The following is a 20974-nucleotide window of genomic DNA, read 5'->3' as shown; positions in this document are numbered from 1 at the left end:
CTTTTACACCCCCGCGAGCACCTTGGCCTCTGCTTCGCTGCTCACTACCCGGCCGCTGTTCTCGAAACCCTCGATTTGATCGAAGTTGAGGTAGCGGTAGAGCTCGGCGCCGTAGGGGTCGATCTTTTCGGCGGCGATCTTCAGGTATTCGACCCTCGAAGGTATCCGCCCCAGTTGGGCGCACACCGCCGCCAGTTCGGCGCTGCCCAGGTACACCTGGGCGCCATTGCCCAGGCGGTTGTTGAAGTTGCGGGTGCTGGTAGAAAAAACCGTGGTGTCGTTTTCCACCCGGGCCTGGTTGCCCATGCATAGGGAGCAGCCGGGCATCTCCATGCGGGAGCCGGCAGCCTCGAAGATGGCGTAGTAGCCCTCCTGTTTGAGCATCTCTTCGTCCATGCGGGTGGGGGGGCATACCCACAGGCGCGCGGCATTTTCACCCTGGCCCTTGAGCACTGTGGCGGCGGCCCGGTAGTGGCCGATGTTGGTCATGCAGCTGCCGATGAACACCTCATCGATGGGCGCACCGGCTACTTCGCTCAGGGTTTTGACGTTGTCGGGGTCGTTGGGGCAGGCCAGGATCGGCTCGCTGATGGCATCGAGATCGATTTCGATCACAGCCGCGTATTCGGCATCGGCATCGGCCTCCAGCAGCTGTGGATCAGCGAGCCAGGCCTCCATCGCCTGGATGCGGCGGGCCAGGGTGCGCCCATCGCCGTAGCCCCGGGCGATCATGTTTTTGAGCAGCGCCACATTGCTGCGCAGGTATTCGCTCACCGTTTCAACACTGAGCTTGATCGTGCTGCCGGCACAGGAGCGTTCGGCAGTGGCGTCGGTGAGTTCAAAGGCCTGTTCGAGCTTGAGATCGGGCAGTCCCTCGATCTCCATGATCCGGCCGTTGAACACATTTTTCTTACCCTCCTTTGCCACCGTGAGCAGGCCCTGCTGAATCGCCACGTAGGGGATCGCGTTCACCACATCGCGCAGGGTCACGCCTGGCTGCAGGGAGCCAGTGAATTTCACCAACACCGATTCGGGCATGTCGAGCGGCATGGCGCCGATGGCGGCAGCGAAGGCCACCAGGCCCGAGCCGGCCGGGAAGGAGATGCCGAGCGGGAAGCGGGTGTGGCTGTCGCCGCCGGTGCCCACGGTGTCGGGCAGGAGCATGCGGTTGAGCCAGCTGTGGATGATCCCATCGCCGGGGCGCAGGGCCACGCCACCGCGTGAGGCCATGAAATCAGGCAGCTCGGCGTGGGTCTTGAGGTCTACCGGCTTGGGATAGGCGGCGGTGTGGCAGAAGCTCTGCATCACCAGATCGGCGGAAAATCCCAGGCAGGCCAGCTCCTTCATCTCATCGCGGGTCATGGGCCCGGTGGTGTCCTGGGAGCCCACGGTGGTCATCAGCGGCTCGCAGCTGGTGCCGGGGCGCACGCCCGCCAGGCCGCAGGCCTTGCCCACCATCTTCTGGGCCAGGGTGAAGCCCTTGCCGGTGTCGGCCGGGGCCACCGGGCGGATGAACAGGTCGCTGGCGGCCAGCCCCAGCTGGGCGCGCACCTTGTCTGTCAGGGAGCGGCCGATCAGCAGGGGGATGCGGCCGCCGGCGCGCACCTCGTCGCTGATCGTGCTAGGCTTGAGCTCGAAGCGGGCCACGATTTCGCCGGCGTTCGCCTCGCCGCTGGCCCGCTCTATCATGCCGGCGTAAGGGCGGATCGTGATCACATCGCCGGAGTTGAGGGCGCTCACGTCGCACTCGATCGGCAGGGCGCCGGAATCTTCGGCGGTGTTGAAGAAGATCGGCGCGATCTTGCCGCCCAAGATCACACCGCCGCCGCGCTTGTTGGGCACGTGGGGGATGTCGCTGCCGGTATGCCACAGCACCGAGTTGATGGCGGATTTGCGCGAGCTGCCCGTGCCCACCACATCGCCCACGTAGGCCACCGGGTAGCCCTTGGTTTTCAGTTCGGTGATCAGCTCCAGGCCGCCGGGCATGCGGGTTTCCAGCATCGCCATGGCGTGCAGGGGGATGTCGGGCCGGGTGGTGGCGTGGGTGGCGGGGGAAAGGTCGTCGGTGTTGGTTTCACCCTCCACCTTGAACACCGTCACGGTGATCTCGGCGGGCAGCTCGGGCTTGGCGGTGAACCACTCGGCGGCGGCCCAGCTATCGATCACCTGCTGGGCATAGGCGTTGCCTGCCGCCAGCTCGAGCACGTCGTTGTAGGCGTCGTAGACGAGCAGGGTGCGGCTCAGCCCCTCGGCGGCGGCGCTGGCGATGGCCAGATCGGAGTTGCTGAGCAGCTCGATCAGGGCGCTGACGTTGTAGCCACCAATCATCGTGGCCAGCAGCTGCACGGCCTCCACCGGACTCACGAGCGGGCTGGTGGCGCTGCCTTGGGCCACGGCGCTGAGCCAGCCGGCCTTCACGTAGGCGGCCTCATCGACGCCGGGTGGGATGCGCTCACTCAGCAGGTGCAGCAGGAAAGCTTCCTCGCCGGCGGGGGGGGCGGCCAGCAGCTCGGTGAGCGCCTGGACCTGGCTGGCGGTAAGCGGCAGGGCAGGCACGCCCAGGGCTTCGCGCTCGGCGACGGCGGCGCGGTAGCTGCTGAGGAAGGTGGCTGCGGACATGCCCTTGTGCGTCATCTGCTTCCCATTCTTCTTAACGGCCCCCGGGGCCTTGGTGACGAAGGCTGCAGAACATGCTGATCGGGCGGCTGCCCCGCAGCTGGCAGGGGTCGCTGGCTCAGCGCTCTCTAGGCTGAACCAACCCTGTGCTGCACTTTATGCACGCCACCACCAGCGATCTCCACATCGTGGAAACCCGGCCGCTGGTGCCTCCGGCGGTGCTGCATCGGGACCTCCCCCTCAGCGATCGGGCCGCCAGCACGGTGCAGCAGGCCCGGGAGCGGATCCAGGCCATCCTGCATGGCCGCGATTCCCGCCTGCTGGTGATCGTGGGGCCCTGCTCGGTGCACGACGTGGCGGCGGCCCACGAGTACGCCGACTTCATCGCCGAGGCGCGCCAGCGCCACCGCGCCGAGCTGGAGGTGGTGATGAGGGTCTATTTCGAGAAGCCCCGCACCACCGTGGGCTGGAAAGGGCTGATCAACGATCCCCACCTCGACGGCAGCTATGACATCAACACCGGCCTGCGGCTGGCCCGCGGCCTGCTGCTGCACTTGGCCGAGATGGGGCTACCTGCCGCCACCGAGCTGCTGGATCCTGTGGTGCCCCAATACATCGCAGACCTGATCAGCTGGACCGCCATCGGCGCCCGCACCACCGAGAGCCAGACCCACCGGGAGATGGCCTCGGGGCTGTCGATGCCGATCGGCTTCAAGAACGGCACCGATGGCAGTGCCATCACGGCAATCAATGCGATGGAGGCCGCGGCCCGGCCCCACCATTTCCTCGGCATCAACGGCGACGGCCAGGCGGCGATTGTCTCGACCACCGGCAATCCCGATGGCCACCTGGTGTTGCGGGGGGGCAAGGGGGGAACCAATTACCACCTTGAGGCGGTGGATCAGGCTGCCGCCCAGCTGGCCAAGGCGGGGCTGCCCCATCGGGTGATGGTGGACTGCAGCCACGGCAACTCCAACAAGGACTACCGCCGTCAGAGTGAGGTGGCATGCGAGGTGGCTCAGCAGTTGCGGGCTGGCTCCAGCCAGCTGATGGGCGTGATGCTGGAAAGCCACCTGGTGGCCGGCAGCCAAAAGATTCCCTCCGATCTGGCCCAGCTCCAGCGCGCCTCGCTCACCTACGGCCAGAGCATCACCGATGCTTGCATTGATCTGGCCACTACCGCCGCTGCCCTCGACACCCTGGCCCAGGCTGTGGGTCAGACCCAGTTGGTGCTCAGCTGAGCCTTTGCCAGAGCCAGCCGGCTGCCAGCGGCACGGTGAAGTTGTCGAGGCCTCCCACCGCCACCTGCTCCAACAGCACCGCAACGGCCGTGATGGCCAACAGGGGTGAAAGCTCCGGGTGGGGCTGGCCCGTATTCAGCGCCAGCTGACTTACCAGCAGCAGCATGGCCAGGCTGCCCGCTGCCATGGCAGCGGTCCCCACTACAGATTTGCGTTGGCCCCATAGCTGCCAACTTGGGGAGGCCACCAGGGGCCCCAGCAGCCCGGCCAGGCCATCACCGACGGCCATCACCAGCACCCCGGCGGCCACTGCCGCCGGCTGCTGGGGCCAGAACAGCAGCAGCAGCAGGGTGATGGAGGCGCCGTAGGCCACGGTGCCATAGCTGCGGCGGCCCACATCCTCGATGGCCGGCAACAGGCGGAAGCGGTGGTTGAGCGCCGCCAGCAGGGTGATCGCCCCGGCGGCTGGGATGGCGATCAGCCGGTTGGTGCCGCAGGCCCAGGCGATCGGCACCACAGCTCCGGTGCCGATGTGCACCAGCTTGCGACTCCACTCCCTCTGGCCGTTCCAGCGTTGCCGCACCTGGCGGGCGGCGATGGCCAGCAGGGTGAGCCAGCCAGCCACTGCGGCACCGCCGATGAGTTGTTGCGGCCAGCCGCCGGGCACCGGCTCAGGCGGCCTGCTGGTAGTTGCTCATCAGGCGCAGTTTCATGATCGCCTTGGCCTCCAGCTGGCGCACCCGCTCGCGGGAGACGTTGATCAGCCTGCCGATCTCAGCGAGGGTGAGGGGATCGGAACCCTCCAGGCCAAAGCGCAGCTTGAGAATTTTCTGCTCCCGCTCATTCAGCTGGGAGAGCCAGGCGCCCAGGTGCTCTTTCTGGATATGGCGGTCCATCGAGTCCATGTGCTCGTTGCTGGCCGGATCGGCGATCAGTTCCCCCAGGGTGCTGCGGTCTTCTTCGCCGCGGGCATGGGCATCGAGCGAGGCGCAGGGGGCGCTCTGGGTCATCAGCTCCTCCAGTTCATGGGGAGCCATGTCCATGGCGTGGGAGAGCTCCAGCCGGTTGGGTTGGCGACCCAGTCGATGGGAAAGCTCCCTACTGATGCGGCGCATCTTGGAGAGCTTTTCACTGATGTGAATCGGGAGGCGAATGGTGCGGGCGCTGTTGTCGATTGCCCTGGTCATCCCTTGGCGGATCCACCAGTAGGCATAGGTGGAGAATTTGTACCCCATTGCAGGGTCAAATTTGTCGACGGCCCTCTCCAGGCCAATTGCCCCTTCCTGAACCAGATCGAGTAGTTCCAGCCCCTGGTTTTGATACTTCTTGGCCACGCTGACGACCAAGCGTAGGTTGGCCGCCATCATGCGGTCGCGGGCCCGCTGGGCCATGCGCAGTTGGCGTTTATGCCTGGGGGTGTGCTCCTCTGCGGGTAGCTCCTGCAGCTTTTTGCCCGCCTGCACATGGTGGGCCAGCTCGATTTCTTCGGCTGCGGTGAGCAGGGGCACCCTGCCGATGGTGCTCAGATACCAGCCGATCGAATCTGCACTGACGCGACCGCCGGTGCGGGGCAGCACAACCTTGGCTTTGCCAGGTTTTGCTGCTGTTGTGGACGCCATCAAGGATGGCTCTTGACTAGATAGCTCTGATGGTGATCGCTCCGCAACGCTGCTGTCAACAACGTCAGGAACGGATTGCAAAGGCGTCCCCACACCCAAGCCTCCGAATTGAATTTGACAGGAATGTAGCACTACCGCGCACACTGCCTCTTGATTGGTAAGGCTTCCTGTATGGATTGCTGCCGTTTAATAAGGCTGCGCCGATTTTTCCAAGCCTCTTTCCAAGCCTCTTTCCAAGCCTCTTTCCAGGCCATTTACCAGGCCTAAGTGGCTGCTATCAGGCCGCCTCGCCAGCGCTTCACCATTTCTTGCTGCACGAGATGTTGTTCGCCCCCATGTTGACGCTTTTGGAACTGGCCCTCGCTGTTCATGTGCCAGGCACCGGTGTCTTGAAGGTATAGATCGAGAATCTGTTCGAGCTGCTGGCGCAGGCGTGGATCCTCAATCTGGGCAACAGCTTCCACGCGCTTGTCAAGGTTTCGTGACATCCAGTCGGCGCTGCCGATGAACAATTCGGCTGCGCCGCCATTGCCAAACCAAAAGATGCGCGAATGCTCAAGAAAACGCCCGATCACGCTGATCACAGTGATGCCATCGCTGATGCCCTCGAGAGCTGGCCTGAGGCTGCACATGCCTCGCACCACCAATTCGATGGTCACCCCAGCCTGGGAGGCTTCGTAGAGCAGGGCGATGATTGCCGGGTCGACCAGGGAATTGATCTTGGCCCGAATATGGCCCCCCCGGCCGGCCAGGGCGTGGTCGATTTCACGTCGGATCAGGCCTTCCATGCGGCTGCGCAGGGTGACGGGTGCGACCAGTAGCCGCCGGAAGCTCTGCTGTTTGGAGAAGCCGGTCAGGTAGTTGAAAAGTTCCACCAGGTCGGCCCCGAATTCGGGCCGGGCGGTGAGCAGGCCGATGTCGGTGTAGAGGCTGGAAGTTTTGGAGTTGTAGTTACCGGTGCCGATGTGCACGTAGCTATTGAGACGTTCCTTTTCCTTGCGCACCACCAGTAGGATCTTGGTGTGGGTCTTGAGGCCCAGCACCCCGTAGACCACGTGCACCCCTGATGCCTCCAGCTGCTTGGCCCACTGGATGTTGTTGTCTTCGTCAAATCGGGCCTTGAGCTCGACCAGGGCCATCACCTGCTTGCCGTTTTCGGCTGCCCGGATCAGGGCTGCCACCACCGCTGAATTTTTCGAGGTGCGGTAAAGGGTCATCTTGATCGCCAGCACCAGGGGGTCATCGGCCGCCTGGTTGAGGAATTCCTCGACCGAGGTGGAGAACAGGTCGTAGGGGTGATGCAGCAGGACGTCTCCGCGTCTGATCACCGAGAAGATGCTCTCGAATTCCTCCGCCTTGATCGAGCCGTCTTCCAGCTGGCCCTTCTGGGTGCGGGCCAGGGCGGTGGCGGTGCGGCCCTTGTGGGGCTTGAACTTCAGCTGGGGTAGCGGGATGGCGACCAGGCTCATCAGGTCGTCGAGGCCCAGGGGGCCGTTCACCCGGTAGACGTCCTCGGCTTCCACCGCGGTGCCTTCCATCAGCAGTTGCACCACCACCTCGGGCATTTCGTCTGCCACCTCCAGCCGCACCACCTCGCCGCCGCGGCGACGTTTGCGCAGCCCCTCCTCCAGGGCCTCCATCAGGTCATCGGCTTCCAGGTCACGCAGTTCCAGGTCTGCGTCGCGGGTGACGCGGAAGAAGTAGTGACCTTCCACATGCATGCCAGGGAACAGCAGCCTGAGGTTGAAGGCCACCACCTGCTCCAGCGGCACGGCGGTGTACACCGGCTCGGGCTGTTTTCCGCTCAGCTGGGCAGGAATCTGAACAAAGCGGGGCAGGTTTTTCTGGGGCACCTTCACCCGGGCGAACTCCTGCTGGCCCGTATCCGGATCCCGCACCAGGGCGGCCACGTTGAGGCTGAGGTTGCTGATGAAGGGGAAGGGGTGGGAGGGATCCACCGCCAGGGGGGTCAGTACCGGGAAGATGGCGTTCTGGAAGTAGGTCTCGATCCACTCGCGCTGGCCGTCGTTGAGGTTGGCGTAGTCGATCAGGTGAACGCCGTAGCTGGAGAGCTGGCTCTTCAGTGAATGGCGGTAGTGCTGCTGCTGGATCTCCAGGAGGGGCCGCAGCTTGGCGCGGATTGCCTGGAGCTGCTGCTGGGCGGTGAGGCCGTCGTCGCTGAGGGTGCTGACGCCAGCTTCGATCTGGGACTTCAGTGATGCCACCCGCACCATGAAGAACTCGTCGAGGTTGTTGCTGAAGATGGCGCTGAACTTGGCTTGCTCCAGCAGGGGCGTGTACTCGTCGAGGGCCTGGGCCAGCACCCGGTAGTTGAAATCGAGCCAGCTCAGCTCGCGGTTGATGTAGAGCTCAGGGGCCAGCAGCGTCTCAGTTTTTGCCATGGCCGTGGCGCCCCGGGCCTCGAAGGTTCGCAAGGTAGCAATCTCAGCCTTCTGAACCGTGTATCGGGGTTGTCATTCCCCCTGGACCCTGGCCCGGCAAGCCGCCAGCCACCAGCAGGGCCACCCCCACCAGCAGGGCGATGCCAAGCCAGAAGGGGCTCTGGCGACCGCTGGTTTCGTAGGCCAGGCCGGCCAGGGGCGGCCCCAGAAAGCTGCCCAGGCTCTGCAGCCCCTGGAGACTGCCCAGGGCGGCGCCCTGGCCCTCGCTGTCGAGTCGGCGCGACACCAGGCTGCGCAGGCAGGGGGTGACCAGGCCCGTGCCGAGGGCCAGGATAGCCACGGCGCTGAACACCACCGGCTGGGCGTTGGCCTTTGTGGCCAGGGGGATCAGCAGGCAGCCGGCGATTACAAAGCCCAGGCCGGCCAGGGTGAGGCGCCATTCACCGCAGAGTTTCACTAGGGGGCCGATCAGGCCGCCCTGCACCACCGTGGCAACCACCCCCACCACCAGGAAGGCGGACGCCGCCAGGCCGGGCCCCCAGTTGAAGGCCTGCTTGAAATAGAGCACCAGCACGGCGGTGAAGCCGTTGAAGGCCAGAAAAAACAGAAAAAAGGCCACGCAAAGCCGCCGCACCTGGGGGTTGGTGAACACCCGCTGCAGGGCGGCAAAGGGGTTGAGATCCCGTCTGCGCGGCATGGCCCGGCGTGCTTCTGGCGGGTGGGTTTCCGGCAGCAGGGTGAGCACCAGCACCAGGTTGAGTGCGGCGATGGCCACCGCCAGCACCAGCGGCAGGGTGACGTTGATCTGGCCGAGCAGCCCCCCCAGGGCCGGGCCGAGAATGAAACCCAGGCCAAAGGCCACACCGATCAGGCCGAAGGCCTTGGCCCGTTTTTCCGGCGGCGAGATGTCGGCCAGCACGGCACTGGCGGTGGCGGCGGTGCCGCCGCTCACCCCATCGATCAGCCGGGCGGCAAACAACAGGGCCAGGGGCAGCCCGGCGGCGTTAGTGGCCGGCCAGAGGCTCCGCCAGGGCAGGCTTACGGTGATGGCAAACAGGGCCAGGCCCAGCACCGAGCCCGCCACGCAGATGCTGATCACCGGTTTGCGGCCGAAGCGATCGCTGAGGGCGCCGATCAGGGGCGTGAAGGCAAATTGGGCCACCGCATAGCTGCCGGCCAGCAGGCCCAGCACCCGGCCGTCGCCGGTGAAGCTCGCCAGCAGGAAGGGCAACAGCGGAAACACGATCGACTCCCCCAGCCGGTCGTTGAGCAGGGTGAGGAAGGCGCAGAAGAAGGTGGAGGGGCGGGAGATGGCCGGGCGGCTGGGATTCCTCACGTTATGGGGGGAGGGGAGGACGGTTGGCGCCGGGCAATCCATGCTTGGGCCTGGCGCCCGGTTTGAGGAGGAGATGACGGCACCCCAGTTGAGTCACCTCAATGCCGCCGGCGAGGTGCACATGGTGGAGGTGGGCGATCGGCCCGCCACCGCCCGCCAGGCCACCGCTGAGGGGTTCATCAGCATGGAGGCGGCCACCCTGGCCCTGGTGCTGGAGGGCCGCGCCCCCAAGGGGGATGTGCTGGCGGTGGCGCGGGTGGCGGCAATCCAGGCCGCCAAGCGCACCTGGGAGCTGATCCCCCTCTGCCACCCGATCGCTCTCAGCGGCGTGAGTGTGCAGCTCGAGCCCGCCGCCGATGGCTCTGGTCTGCACCTGACTGCCACCGCCCGCACCACCGGTCCCACCGGGGTGGAGATGGAGGCGCTCACGGCCGTGCAGGTGGGCCTGCTCACCCTCTACGACATGCTCAAGAGCGCCGATCCAGCCATGACCATCGGTCCGGTGCGGCTGCTGGCCAAGAGTGGCGGCCGCGGTGGGGAGTGGCAACGGCATGGGTGAACCCTTCGGCCCGGAGGGCCTGCCGCTGGAGCTGGCCCGCGAGCGGATTCTGGAGCAGCTCCAACCCCTGGGGCTGGTGGAACAGCTGCCCTTGGCGGTCTGTCTGGGCCGTATCACCGCTCAGCCGATGCTGGCTGGCGAGGCTGTGCCCGGCTTTCGGGCCTCGATCATGGATGGCTACGCCATTGCCGGCTCCGACCAGCCGCTGGTGGGAGCCCGCTGGCGCCTGCAGGGCACCTCGGCCGCCGGGGCCCCCTATGGCGCGGCTGTGGCAGCGGGTGAGGCGGTGCGGATCCTCACGGGCGCCGTGGTGCCCGCGGGCAGTGGCCGGGTGCTGCCCCAGGAGCTGGTGGGGTTGGAGGGGGATCAGCTGGAGCTGCTGAAGCCCTGTGGAGCCTCCGTTTGGATCCGCGGGCCCGAAGAGGAGGCTGCTGCCGGTCAGGAGCTGGTGGCGGCGGGCCAGCGGCTGGGGGTGGCGGAGCTGGGACGCCTGGCCAGTTGCGGGGTGCGCCAGCTGACGGTGACCCAGCGGCCGCGGCTGGGTCTGTTGATCAGTGGTGATGAGTTGTTGCCGCCAGGGAGGCAGCGGGCTCCGGGCCAGATCTGGGAGAGCAATTCGGCCTTGCTCACGGCTCTGCTAAACCGGCTCGGTTATGCGGTGGCCGATCAACGGGTGGTTGGGGACCAACCGGAGCAGTTGCGGGCTGCCTTGCTGCAGCTGGCGGCCGGTTGCGATGTGGTGGTGAGCACCGGTGGCGTCTCCGCCGGCGACAGCGACTGGATTCGGCCGCTGGTGGCGGAGCTGGGGGCCGTGAACTTCTGGAAGCTGTTCCTCAAGCCGGGGCGACCATTCGCCTGGGGCCAGGTGGCCGGGGTGCCCTTTTTCGGGCTGCCGGGCAATCCAGTGGCGGCGGCGGTCACGGCTTTGCAGTTGCTCTGGCCTGCCCTGCAGCGGCTTGAGGGGGCGGAGCCCCAGTTGCTGCCGCGGCTGAAGGTGCGGCTGGAGGCGCCGCTGCGGCGGGGGGCGGGGCGGCCGGAGCTGGCCCGGGCCCAGCTCGTGGTGGCAGCCGATGGCGGGCTGCTGGCCCGGGTGGCAGGGTCCCAGGCCTCCTCGCGGATCGGCTCGTTGCAGGGGGCGGATCTGCTGCTGGAGATCCCGGCGGAGCTGGGGGCCCTGGAGGCGGGCACGGAGCTGTGGGCTCAGTTGCTGCGGCTGCCACTGCTCTGAAGCGTGCGGTTGTTCGTATTGTTTAAGAATCTGGCACCCGTGCGATGCAGATCCTCTCGGCCAACGAGCTGAAGACCGCTGGGGTGAGTGCGATCACACGGGCGTTGGAGCACGAACGCGAGGCAGGCGTGACGGTGCGCGGCCGCCTCAGGTATGTGGTGCTGGAGCTGGCCCTGCAGGAGACACGCGCTGATGTGGCCGCCGGGAGATGCGTTCAGGAGTCTGTGGATGATCACCTGGCGCGATTGGATGCCCTGGCGGCTGAGCGGCCTTGAGTTGGACCCTTCTGTTCACGGAGCGCTACAACCGGCGCGCGGCCCGTTTTCTGCAGCGTCACCCTGAGTTGCGTGACACCTACCGCAAGACGCCGCTGCTGCTGGAAGCGAATCCGCGTCATCCGTCATTGCGCTTGCATGCCCTCAAGGGGCGGTTGCAGGGCTTGCATTCCGTGTCGATCAACATCAGCTACAGGATCACCCTGGAGCTGATAATCGATGGCCAGCGCCTGATCCCTATTGATATCGGCAGTCACGACGCGGTTTACAGGAGCTGAGGGGCATGGCTTTACAGGGCCGTATTGCCCGTGATCCAGGCGCTGCTGCCATCGGCGTGCCACTCCCTTTTCCAGAAGGGGGCGTCGTGCTTGAGGGCCTCCAACAGCTCCTTGCAGCAGCGCTGGGCCGGGCCGCGGCGGTCGGCGCCGATGGCCACCAGCACGATGGCGTCTCCCGGCAACACCAAGCCGATCCGGTGTCTCACCAGCACTGCAGTCGCCCCGTGCCGGCCGGCGGCGGCGGCCGCCAGGGAGGCGATGCAGGCCTCGCTCATGCCTGGGTAGTGCTCCAGCTCCAGAGCTGTGAGGGGTGCGTCGTTGGCGCCGCTGGGGCGCACTCGGCCCACGAAATGACTCTCGGCCGCAGGCAGTATTCCCAGCTCTGCAGCCAGCAATTGATGCCACTCGGCCAGGGCATGCAGCGGCTCAAACGGCTCCGCTTCCAGCTGGATTGCGACCATCGCGTCAGCCACCACTGATCGGTGGCAGGAAGGCCAGCTCATCGCCAGCTGCCAGGCTGGCGTCCCAGGTGGCGAACTGCTGGTTGATTGCCACCCGCACGCCGGCGGGGGGATGGGCGGGTTGCAGACCGAGTTGCCGCCAAAGCTGGTGAGGTGTGGCGTCAGCTGCTGGGGCTAGCTCGACCAGCTGCTCGCTCCAGCCCATCGCTTCTCTCAAGCCGGCGAAAAGGCGCACCTGCACTTGGGATGGCAGATCAGCTGAGACGGCCATGGCTTGCAGCAGCAGGGTTCGGGCGGAGCGATCACTATCGAGCGCCTGGCTCCGCCACTCAGAATGCCCCAAACGCCTGAGCCCTGCCCGTGAGCCTCGCCATCGCCCTGCTCACGGTGTCGGACACGCGCACCCTGGAAGACGACCGCAGCGGTGACGCCCTGCAGCAGCGGCTTGAGTCGGCCGGCCACCGGCTGGTGCAGCGCCTGCTGGTGCCAGACGACCGCTATCAGATCCGCTCTGAAGTGAGCCGCTGGATTGCCGATGCAGGCGTGCAGGTGGTGATCAGCTCTGGCGGCACCGGTCTCACCGGCCGCGACGGCACGCCGGAGGCGGTGGCGCCCCTGCTCGACAAGACGATCGAGGGCTTCGGTGAGTTGTTTCGGGTGCTCTCCTTTGAAACGATCGGCACCAGCAGCCTGCAGAGCCGAGCCCTGGCGGGAGTTGCCAACGGCACCGTGATCTTCGTGCTGCCCGGTTCCCTCGATGCGGTGCAAACGGCCTGGGATCGGCTGATCTCCGCCCAGCTCAATGGCGCCACCCGACCCTGCAACCTGGTTCAGCTGCTGCCGCGGTTGCGAGAGTCGCAGGATGGGCAGGCTGGCCCATAAGCCTCAGCAACCCTGAGATCTTGCTCCATGCAGGGGGAGTACATCCAGGGGGAGAGTCAGGAGTAGGTTAAGGAGGGAACATTAATCCTTTTTGATGATGGCGCAAGATCAATTGTAGGCCTTGCTGCTCCAGCTCAAAGACGATGCGGAGTTACAGGAAAAGCTCATGGGCGCAGCTGATCTTGATGCTGCCGTAACCGTTGCCAAGGCGGCAGGATTTGATGTCTCCAAGGCTGATTGGCTCTCCAATAAGCGCCTCATCGGTGCCCATTTGCTATGGGAGTGGAACTGGACCTGAATGGTAACCGTTCAGGGGTCGGGACTGCTCAGTGCGAACATTGTCCCTGCCGAACCCTTGACGACAGCTTGATTTCCGGTTGCATCTCAGGCAGAGACTGCTTGTGATGAGCACACCTCCGGCCGGAATTTCAGAAGCTGACTGGAAGACCTGGCCGGCTGGTGCAAGAGAGCTGATCCTTTCCCAGCATGAGGAGATTGAGCTGCTCCGCAGCCAACTCACCGCCCTGGCCACCGAGCTGGCCAGCCTGCGGGAGCGGATTGGCCGCAGTTCGCGCAACTCTTCCAAACCGCCCTCCAGTGATGGTCTGGGTTTTAAGCCTCCAGAGCGGCGCAAGGGCAGTGGCCGCAAGCGGGGCGGCCAGCAGGGCCATCCCGGCAGTGGGCCGGAGCTGCTGCCGATTGAGCGTGTCGACAAGGTGGTGGATCATTACCCGGATGCCTGCCGCCGCTGTGGCACCCTGCTGCAGGGAGATGACCTTGAGCCGCTGCGTCACCAGGTGATCGAGATTCCACCGATCACGCCGCTGGTGATCGAGCATCACCTGCATCGGTTGGTTTGCCCCTGCTGCTCCACCAGCACCTGCGCCCCGTTGCCGGTTGATGTGGAGCTCAGCCGCTACGGGCCACGTCTCAGTGCCCTGGTGGGGCTACTGGGCAGTGCCTTCCCGTTGAGTTTCAGCAAGACCCAGGCCCTGCTCCAGCAGCTGCTGGGTGTGGAGATGAGCCGTGGAGCAATTGCACGGGTCCGTCAGCGCCTGAGTGCAGCGTTGGCCGAACCGATGGCCCAGGCGCTGCGGGCCGCCCGTCAGCAACCGGTGGCTTACGTGGATGAGACCGGCGCCCCCACCGGCAACGCCGACGGCAACAATCCCACTGGAAAGCGGGGCTGGCAGTGGGTCATGGTCACACCGCTGGTGACGGTGTTTCTGCAGGGGCTGAGCCGTTCTACGGCCGCTGCGATTGAGCTGCTCGGCAGTGCCTTTGGCGGGATTGTCGTGAGCGATCGCTTCTCGGCCTACAACCACCTGCCGGTGATGCAAAGGCAGCTGTGTTGGGCGCACCTGATCCGCGATTTAACGGCCATCGCCGAACGCCCGGGCGCCAGCGCTGAGTTTGGAGCCCAGCTGCTGGGCCTGCAGCAGCAGCTGTTTGGCCACTGGCACAACTACAAGGAGGGAAAGATTGACTGGCCCGCCTTGCAGCAAAGCTGCCTGCCGATTCGCCAGACCTTTGAGGCCACGTTGCAGCGGGTAGTGGAGCTGGGCTACCAGCGCGGCGAGCGAACGCCTTGGGCCAGCACAGTGCGCACCTGCCAGCAGCTCCAGAAGGTGACAGATGGGTTGTGGACCTTCCTGGAGAACGAGGGAATAGAGCCCACCAACAACGCCGCAGAACGTGCCCGGCGCCAATCGGTGATTCAGCGCAAGATCAGTCACGGCGTCCAATCAGCCAGCGGTGCCATCTGCCGCAGCCGCCTGCTCACAGTCACCACCACCCTTAGGCAACAGGGGCGGGATGTCTGGGAGTTCCTCGAGCAGGCCTGGATCTCCCATCACCGCGGTGGGGTGATGCCGTCACTGCTGAGCGACCCCTGAGGGAAGAAGAACGAGCAAGGAAGAGTTTCTGATCGCTCAGCGGTGAGTGATCAGGCTTGCATTCGTGCGGCGGGGCGTCCCGACCCCTGAACGCATACCCTGAATGAATGTGCCGCCCAGGGGTTGCTGGCGCGGTTGCCAGAGGCAGGAGCCTTGCCTTTGTGTGTCAAACAAAACGGGTATTTTTACTCATCTCTGGACTGAATAAGGCTGCCTAGCATAGGTACAGATAGTTGAGGAAAGTGAGATGACTACCTGCCAAATGCAATCCACCGCCGCCCTGCATCAACTCAAAGAGCTGGCCCGGCGCGATCCCGCCTTCACTGCCGCTCTGCTGGCTACCCGGTCAACCCAAGAGGCCGCCAAGCTGGCAGCCGTCAACCACATCTCCGTGACACCTGAAGCGCTATGGCGCCATCGGGGAACTTTCATGGCTGGAGGTATGCCCACTTGGCGAGGCTGATCCAGTCTTAGGTCTGATCCATGGCATTCAGCATGTGGTTCATCGCGAGCCCATGCTCGCACTGGGGGCTAAATAAAATAACCTCAGATTCCTTGACGGACCGCACGCTGTGCCCTGGTGGGGTGAACGGCAAATATCCTATTAGCAGGCTGTTTGCTCCTAGCCCCCTAGGTAGGCCATCTCGGCGCGTTCGCCGTTGCTGGAATTTGTAGTGTTGCGCTCCTCGCTATAGCGGTCGCTTCTTTGATTCCAGTGGGCGGCCATGGCTAGTTCAAGTTTTGGTCCAGCTTGTTTTTCCTGTAGCCATGGTTTGAGATCCAGGCCACTGCCCGGGGCGGCAAAGAGGCAGGTGTAGGCGACGCCATCTGCGGTGACCCGCAGCCGGTTGCAGTCGCCGCAGAAAGGTGCACTCACCGAGGCCACCACCGCCAGTTGGCTTGCGCCACCCGAGCCCCCATCTCGGTAGCGCCAGCGGCTGGCGGTGCCGTGGGCCGGGCGGCCCAGGGGCTCCAGGGGCCAGCGGCTGCCGATCCGCTCCACCATCTCGGCGGCCGGGAGCACCTGGGCTTCCCGCCAGCCGTTGCGGTTGCCCACGTCCATGAATTCGATCAGGCGCAGCTCCAGCCCCCGCTCCCGGGCCAGGCCCGCCAGGGGTAGGAGTTGGTCGTCGTTGGCGTCGCGCTGGATCACCGCATTGAGCTTGAGGCGGCCCTGGGCTGGATCGAAGCCGGCGGTGCGGGCGTGCTCGATCGCCGCCAACACCTGGGCCAGGGTGCGTTCCCCGGCCGCCCCATCACCAAGGCCTGCCATGCGGGCCACTGCCGCGCCCGTGGTGCCGTCGAGGCTGAGGGTGATGCGGTCGAGGCCGGCGGCGCGCAGGGCTCGGGCCCTCTCGGCACTGAGCAGTACGCCGTTGCTGGTGAGGGCGATCTCGCCCAGGCCCTTGGCGCGCAGGGGCTGAACGGCCCTGATCAACTCCTCAAGCTGGCGGTGCAGCAGGGGCTCGCCGCCGGTGAGCCGCAGGCTGCGGACCCCCAGGGCCACCGCTGCTTCGATCACCCGCAATCGCTGGCCCAGCGTCAGCAGGCCCGGGGGTTCGTGGCCATCCGGCAGGCAGTAGGGACAGGCCAGGTTGCAGCGGGCCGTCAGCGATAGGCGCAGCACCCCTAGCGGCCGGCCCAGTCGGTCGCTGGGGTGGGCGCGGGTGGCGACGGTTTCGGGGTGGGGGACGGCGCTGGCCATGGCCGCAACGCTAGAGCTCCTGCTCAGGCGTTAACCCCAGCATCAGCGGCGCAAATTTGGCCTAACTCCTGTGCGCCTACTGCATCGGGGGAGTGGGTTGAGTTGGCAGCACCCATGAGTTCATCACTTCAGGCCTTATTGGTTGTTGCCTTCTTAACGGCTGGAGTGCCCTTTGCGGCCAGGCCCCGTATGAAGTTCGTTTTTCAGGGCTTAGGTGGATGGGCACAGCCGTTGGGCACAGCTGCCCTCAGAGGCAGCTGCTTTGCCATACCCCTAGGGTTTGACAAACGCAGCCAGTAGTAGCCATGGCGCCTGAGCTATCTGGATCGCCGGCACCAACCCAGCTGCCGGCCCCAGAAGACGCCGCCAGTGGGGGCGGCTGGCCCCTGATCGAGGGCTGGGCCCGCGCCACCCTCTCACCCACGGGGTTGCGGCTTTGGCAGACTCTCAACCACAAAAGTGCTTGCCTGAGTTGCGCCTGGGGCACGGGCGGCCAGAACGGCGGCTTTCGCGATGAACTGGGCGAGCCGCTGCAGCGCTGCCTCAAGAGTGTGGAGGCGATCGGAGCCGAACTGCAGTCGGCGGTGCCAGCGGAGGTGTTTGCCGGCCGCAGCCTGGCTGAGCTCCAGCAGCTCAGTTCCGCCGAATGCGACCAGCTGGGCCGGCTCGATCGACCCCTGATCCGGCGAGCCGGCAGCGACCACTACGAGCCGATCGGCTGGCAGGAGGTGCACGACCTCAGCGCCGCGGCCTTCGCTAGGCCGTCGCCGGAGCGGGTTGCTTCCTACAGCTCCGGGCGCTCCTCCAACGAGGCCGCCTATCTGCTGCAACTGCTGCTGCGGGCTCTCGGCTCCAACAATCTGGCCGACTGTTCCGACCTCTGCCACGCCCCCTCCAGCATCGGTCTCAGCCGGGTGTTTGGCAGCGGCACCTCGATGGTGAGCCTCGAGAGCCTCCAGCAAGCCGATGGCGTGGTGTTGGTGGGCTCCAATGCGCCGGCCAACCACCCGCGGCTGATGAACGAGCTGATCCGCCTGCGGGAGCGCGGCGGCACGGTGATCGTGATCAATCCGGTGCTGGAGGCGGGGCTGCTCAGGTTCGGCTCGCCCGCCTTCCCGATTCGCTCCATGCTCGGCGGCGGCAGTGAGATCGCCTCCCTGTTCCTGCAGCCGATTCCCGGCTCCGACACCGCCGTTTTTCTGGGGCTGCAGAAGGCCCTGCTGGAGCGTGGCGCCATCGCCCTCGACTTCGTGAAGGCCCATGCCGACGGCTGGCAGGCCCTGATCGAGCAGATCGAGACCACCAGCTGGGAGGCGATCACGGGCTGTTGCGGCCTCAGCCGCGAGGAGCTGGAGCACACCGCCTCCCGCTTGGCTGCGTGCAAGGCGGTGGTGTTCGCCTGGGCGATGGGCATCACCCACCACGCAAACGGCACCGCCAACGTGCAGGCGATCGCCAACACGGCCGTGCTTACGGGCAACGTGGCCCGGCCGGGGGCTGGCACGATGCCGATCCGCGGCCACTCCAACGTGCAGGGCTTCGGCTCGATGGGGGTGACGGTGAATCTGCGCGAGCCGATGCGGTTGGCGCTTGAGCAGCTGCTCGGCCGGCCCCTCAGCCCCACCCGGGGCTACAACACCCGCGCCCTGATCGAGGCGGCCGCTGCCGGCGCCGTCGATTCCCTGCTCTGTCTGGGCGGCAACCTGTATGGCGCCAACCCCCACAGCAGCCAGGCCCAGGCAGCCCTTGGCCGCATCGACACGATCATCTACCTGGCCACCAAGCCCAACACCGGCCACTTCCACGGCCTGGCGGCCCGCCAGACCCTGCTGCTGCCGGTGTTCAACCGCTTTGAGACGCCCCACCGCACCACCGTTGAATCGGGCAACAACTGGGTGCGGCTCAATGAGCCCGGCAGCACCCATCTGGCCAGCGGCCAGCTGATCAGCGAGGTGGAGTTCCTGGCCGAGCTGGCCCACCGCCTGCACGGCAGTGAGCCGATCGACTGGCGGCGGCTGCAGGATCCGGTGTATGTGCGCGAGCTGATCGCCCGCACCGTGCCCGGTTATGCCGCTATCGCCGAGATCGACGCCAGCAAGAAGGAATTTGAGGTGGCCGGCCGGGTGTTCCAGGAGCCCCGTTTCGCCACCGCCACTGGCCGGGCCCAGCTGGCGGTGACACCGCTGCCCGAGCTCGGATTGCCGCACGCGGATCACTTCGGCGGCCTGGCCGCCGGCGAGCAGGGCCTGGTGCTGAACCTGATCACCGCCCGCAGTTACGGCCAGCACAACACGGTGGTCTACAAGCTGGGCGACGGCTATCGGGGCATGCCGCACCGCCAGACGATCCTGGTCAACCCGGAGGATCTCGCCGCCTGTGGTCTGCGGGCCCACCAGCGGGTGACCGTGCAGGGTGAGGCGGGCCAGCTCGACGGGATCGAGCTGATCCCCGGCTCGGTGCGCCGCGGCGCGGCTTTGATGTTTTATCCGGAGGCCAACGTGCTGATGCGGGCGGTGAGCGATCCCGAGAGCGGTACGCCGGCCTTCAAGCGGGTGCCGGTGCTGTTGCGCGGGGCAGGCTGAGCTGTTGCCGTCGCCACCCTGTCTGCCACGCCCGGGCCTATCAGCCCCACCTCGATTGCCCTAGGAGCCTGTTGCGCATAGCGCCGTCTCAGACGCCATCTCTCCCCGCCGTGCACATTTTTTGTGCCGTCTACTGGTGAATTTATCAGATTCTTTGTTTCAGTAGCGCTGCGCAGCCCCGCCTGGCAGCCTGGAGCGGCAGAATCCCCTCACCCGGTAGCCATGGCCTGCTGCTGCCTCTGTTTCTTCATGTAGCGCCAGAGCTTGTTGAGGTTGTGCGTTGCACCCCAGAGCAACCACTCCCCATTCACCTTCTCCAGGCCCCGCAGCAGGAAGCGTCTCAGACGACGACATTCCTTGATCTGACCAAACACCGGCTCCGCGATCGTTTTGCGTCGGGCGTAGATCTTCTGTCCTTTCTTCTTGCGCAGCTTGCGGGCCATCCGGCCCTTGGCATCTAGATGCTTGGGGTTCGGGCCATAGATCGGTGGTGGTGGCTGACCGTGCGGCAGCCGGCCTGTGGCGATGTGGGGATCAACGCCGCAGTCCTCGCAGGCCTTGGCGTTGTCCTCGCTCCAGTAGCCGGTATCGGCGATCAAGGTCCTGGGCACCTGGCTGGTATTGGCGATGGTGCGCTCCAGCATGGGAACCAGGTGCTCCACATCAGGAGGCTGGTTGCTCACCCCCATCGCCACGATCACCTGGTAGTCGCCATCAACGACCGCCTGGCAGTTGTAGCCCTGCAGCACGTTGCCATCGCTTTTGACGATGTGGCTGTCGGGATCAGTGAAATTCCGCTGGGTTTTGGCAGTGGGGCTGCCATCGGCCCGATGGGCCAGGCCGCGATAAGGCATGGCATCAGCCGGCTGTGGCTCCAGCCCCTGCGGTTCAAGGCCTGCCTCGTTGGCCTTCTCGATCGCCAGCTCCCTGGCGGCGTCTGCTTTCTCCCTGGTCCTGGCTGCTTTGTCAGCCAGCTTCTGCTGCTGCTCGCTGGCATCCGCTGCTGCATCAGCATCTGTGGCATCGGCATTGGCAGCAGCATCTGCCGCTGCTGCCTGCTTGGCGCGATCACGGGCAGCAGCGGCGGCGGTTTCTGCTTCCAAGGCTTTGCGCGCCCGGCTGATCGCCGCCAGCCGGTCCTGACGCCGCTGCAGCTCCTTGGGCAGGTCACTGGCCAGCTTCCCCTTGCCGTACTTGCTGTCCTCCTGGGCATCCAGGAGCTCGGCCTTGCGCAGCAGCTCCCTGATCTCCTTCTCTAGCTGGGCCTCGGCTTTGAGCATCCGCTCGTGGCTCATCGCCTTGTGCTTACTGGCATTAGCCTGCACCTTGGTGCCGTCCAGCGCCACATGGCCCAGGCTCACCATCCCGGCCTCCTGGCAGAGCCGCAGGATCTGCACAAACAGATCACTGAGCGCTTCGAGGTTGCGGCGGCGGAACTCACTGATCCGGCTGTGGTCGGGCTGCTGGTTGCCGGTCAGCACACGGAATGCCAGATCCTCGTAGCAGGCCCGCTCGATTTTGCGGGAGGAAACGGTGCCCACGCAGTAGGCGTAGAGCAGCAGCATCGTCAACATCCGCGGGTCAAACCCCTTCTCACCTCTGGGATCCTTGGCCTGCGCTGGGATCAAGATGGCCGAGAGATCCAGCTCATCCACCAGGTCGAGCAGGAAATACACCTGGTGGTCTTCTGAGAGCCACTCCCTCGGCGATGGCGGCAGCAGGGTTGTCTGCTCCGGCTGCCAGGATCGAAAGGTCTTGTGCATGTGCCATTCTATCGCCCAGATCCATTGCTACCACTGGAATCTGGGCAGATTGATAGGCGTCTGTGGAGAAGCTGGCCGCAGATCTATGCGCAACAGCCTCCTAGCCCGGCAACTTCAGTCGCTGGACCTGCG

19 protein-coding genes are annotated in these 20974 nt (G+C 65.6%); 10 read left to right on the top strand and 9 right to left on the bottom strand.

The annotated features are described in order from the left end of the window. Positions 1-3: 3 nt before the first annotated feature. Complete coding sequence (acnB, locus tag H8F27_RS07095) at positions 4-2619, bottom strand: bifunctional aconitate hydratase 2/2-methylisocitrate dehydratase (RefSeq protein WP_197152601.1); 2616 nt, start codon at positions 2617-2619, stop codon at positions 4-6. A gap of 155 nt (positions 2620-2774) precedes the next feature. On the opposite strand from acnB, the gene H8F27_RS07090 reads away from it, so the two are divergent. After that, positions 2775-3857 (top strand): 3-deoxy-7-phosphoheptulonate synthase, encoded by a 1083-nt coding sequence (locus tag H8F27_RS07090; RefSeq protein WP_197152599.1) that lies wholly within the window; start codon positions 2775-2777, stop codon positions 3855-3857. Here the strand turns inward: H8F27_RS07090 and H8F27_RS07085 are convergent. The 4 genes from H8F27_RS07085 to H8F27_RS07070 form a co-directional block, all read right to left on the bottom strand. Continuing rightward, a complete protein-coding gene (locus tag H8F27_RS07085; RefSeq protein ID WP_231596574.1) occupies positions 3850-4524 on the bottom strand; it encodes a diacylglycerol/polyprenol kinase family protein in 675 nt (224 codons plus the stop codon). The genes H8F27_RS07090 and H8F27_RS07085 overlap by 8 nt on opposite strands. Positions 4525-4528: 4 nt before the next feature. Continuing rightward, positions 4529-5569, bottom strand: coding sequence for a sigma-70 family RNA polymerase sigma factor (locus H8F27_RS07080; RefSeq protein WP_197152597.1), 1041 nt, complete (start codon positions 5567-5569; stop codon positions 4529-4531). A 170-nt stretch (positions 5570-5739) separates the two neighbouring features. After that, a complete protein-coding gene (gene ppk1 / locus H8F27_RS07075) occupies positions 5740-7878 on the bottom strand; it encodes a polyphosphate kinase 1 (protein ID WP_197153417.1) in 2139 nt (712 codons plus the stop codon). Between the two features lie 43 nt (positions 7879-7921). Then, positions 7922-9214 carry an MFS transporter gene (locus H8F27_RS07070; RefSeq protein ID WP_231596572.1) on the bottom strand — a complete coding sequence of 431 codons (1293 nt, stop codon included), beginning with the start codon at positions 9212-9214 and terminating at the stop codon, positions 7922-7924. A 73-nt stretch (positions 9215-9287) separates the two neighbouring features. Here H8F27_RS07070 and moaC point away from each other — a divergent pair, with 73 nt between their 5' ends. The 4 genes from moaC to H8F27_RS07050 are packed head-to-tail and all read left to right on the top strand — an operon-like array spanning position 9288 to position 11554. Next, complete coding sequence (moaC, locus tag H8F27_RS07065) at positions 9288-9773, top strand: cyclic pyranopterin monophosphate synthase MoaC (protein ID WP_197152593.1); 486 nt, start codon at positions 9288-9290, stop codon at positions 9771-9773. Next, positions 9766-11001 (top strand): molybdopterin molybdotransferase MoeA, encoded by a 1236-nt coding sequence (locus tag H8F27_RS07060; protein WP_197153416.1) that lies wholly within the window; start codon positions 9766-9768, stop codon positions 10999-11001. The genes moaC and H8F27_RS07060 overlap by 8 nt, the downstream gene beginning before the upstream one ends. Before the next feature lie 44 nt (positions 11002-11045). Beyond that, positions 11046-11276, top strand: a complete 231-nt coding sequence (locus tag H8F27_RS07055) for a hypothetical protein (RefSeq protein ID WP_197152583.1) — start codon at positions 11046-11048, stop codon at positions 11274-11276. Further along, positions 11273-11554 carry a hypothetical protein gene (locus H8F27_RS07050; RefSeq protein WP_197152581.1) on the top strand — a complete coding sequence of 94 codons (282 nt, stop codon included), beginning with the start codon at positions 11273-11275 and terminating at the stop codon, positions 11552-11554. Before H8F27_RS07055 ends, H8F27_RS07050 begins: the two co-directional genes overlap by 4 nt. 11 nt (positions 11555-11565) lie before the next feature. Here H8F27_RS07050 and H8F27_RS07045 read toward each other — a convergent pair whose 3' ends face one another. Next, positions 11566-12015, bottom strand: coding sequence for a molybdenum cofactor biosynthesis protein MoaE (locus H8F27_RS07045; RefSeq protein WP_197152574.1), 450 nt, complete (start codon positions 12013-12015; stop codon positions 11566-11568). 4 nt (positions 12016-12019) lie between these two features. After that, positions 12020-12286 (bottom strand): MoaD/ThiS family protein, encoded by a 267-nt coding sequence (locus H8F27_RS07040; RefSeq protein WP_197152572.1) that lies wholly within the window; start codon positions 12284-12286, stop codon positions 12020-12022. 89 nt (positions 12287-12375) lie between these two features. Here H8F27_RS07040 and moaB point away from each other — a divergent pair, with 89 nt between their 5' ends. The 4 genes from moaB to H8F27_RS07020 all read left to right on the top strand — a co-directional run bounded on the left by moaB (position 12376) and on the right by H8F27_RS07020 (position 15255). Continuing rightward, on the top strand, positions 12376-12897 hold the full coding sequence (gene moaB, locus H8F27_RS07035; RefSeq protein ID WP_197152570.1) for a molybdenum cofactor biosynthesis protein B: 522 nt from the start codon (positions 12376-12378) through the stop codon (positions 12895-12897). Positions 12898-13018: 121 nt separating this feature from the next. Further along, a complete protein-coding gene (locus tag H8F27_RS07030) occupies positions 13019-13195 on the top strand; it encodes a Nif11-like leader peptide family natural product precursor (protein ID WP_197152569.1) in 177 nt (58 codons plus the stop codon). A gap of 106 nt (positions 13196-13301) precedes the next feature. Further along, on the top strand, positions 13302-14792 hold the full coding sequence (locus tag H8F27_RS07025) for an IS66 family transposase (protein ID WP_197152568.1): 1491 nt from the start codon (positions 13302-13304) through the stop codon (positions 14790-14792). A 247-nt stretch (positions 14793-15039) separates the two neighbouring features. Beyond that, the gene (locus H8F27_RS07020) at positions 15040-15255 is read left to right on the top strand and encodes a hypothetical protein (protein WP_197152567.1); all 216 of its coding nucleotides are present in this window, start codon (positions 15040-15042) and stop codon (positions 15253-15255) included. A gap of 159 nt (positions 15256-15414) precedes the next feature. Here the strand turns inward: H8F27_RS07020 and H8F27_RS07015 are convergent, their stop codons facing one another. Next, a complete protein-coding gene (locus H8F27_RS07015; protein WP_197152566.1) occupies positions 15415-16497 on the bottom strand; it encodes a GTP 3',8-cyclase MoaA in 1083 nt (360 codons plus the stop codon). 305 nt (positions 16498-16802) lie between these two features. Between H8F27_RS07015 and H8F27_RS07010 the strand changes: the two genes are divergently transcribed. Continuing rightward, the gene (locus H8F27_RS07010) at positions 16803-19079 is read left to right on the top strand and encodes an FdhF/YdeP family oxidoreductase (RefSeq protein WP_197152562.1); all 2277 of its coding nucleotides are present in this window, start codon (positions 16803-16805) and stop codon (positions 19077-19079) included. Between the two features lie 209 nt (positions 19080-19288). Here the strand turns inward: H8F27_RS07010 and H8F27_RS07005 are convergent, their stop codons facing one another. Continuing rightward, positions 19289-20842 (bottom strand): transposase, encoded by a 1554-nt coding sequence (locus H8F27_RS07005; RefSeq protein ID WP_197152555.1) that lies wholly within the window; start codon positions 20840-20842, stop codon positions 19289-19291. Positions 20843-20974: the final 132 nt, after the last annotated feature.

This window comes from Synechococcus sp. CBW1108 (genome assembly GCF_015840335.1).
Taxonomy (GTDB): domain Bacteria; phylum Cyanobacteriota; class Cyanobacteriia; order PCC-6307; family Cyanobiaceae; genus Cyanobium_A.
The sequence above is the reverse complement of the archived record's forward strand: the minus strand, read 5'-3'. Positions and strand labels throughout refer to the sequence as shown.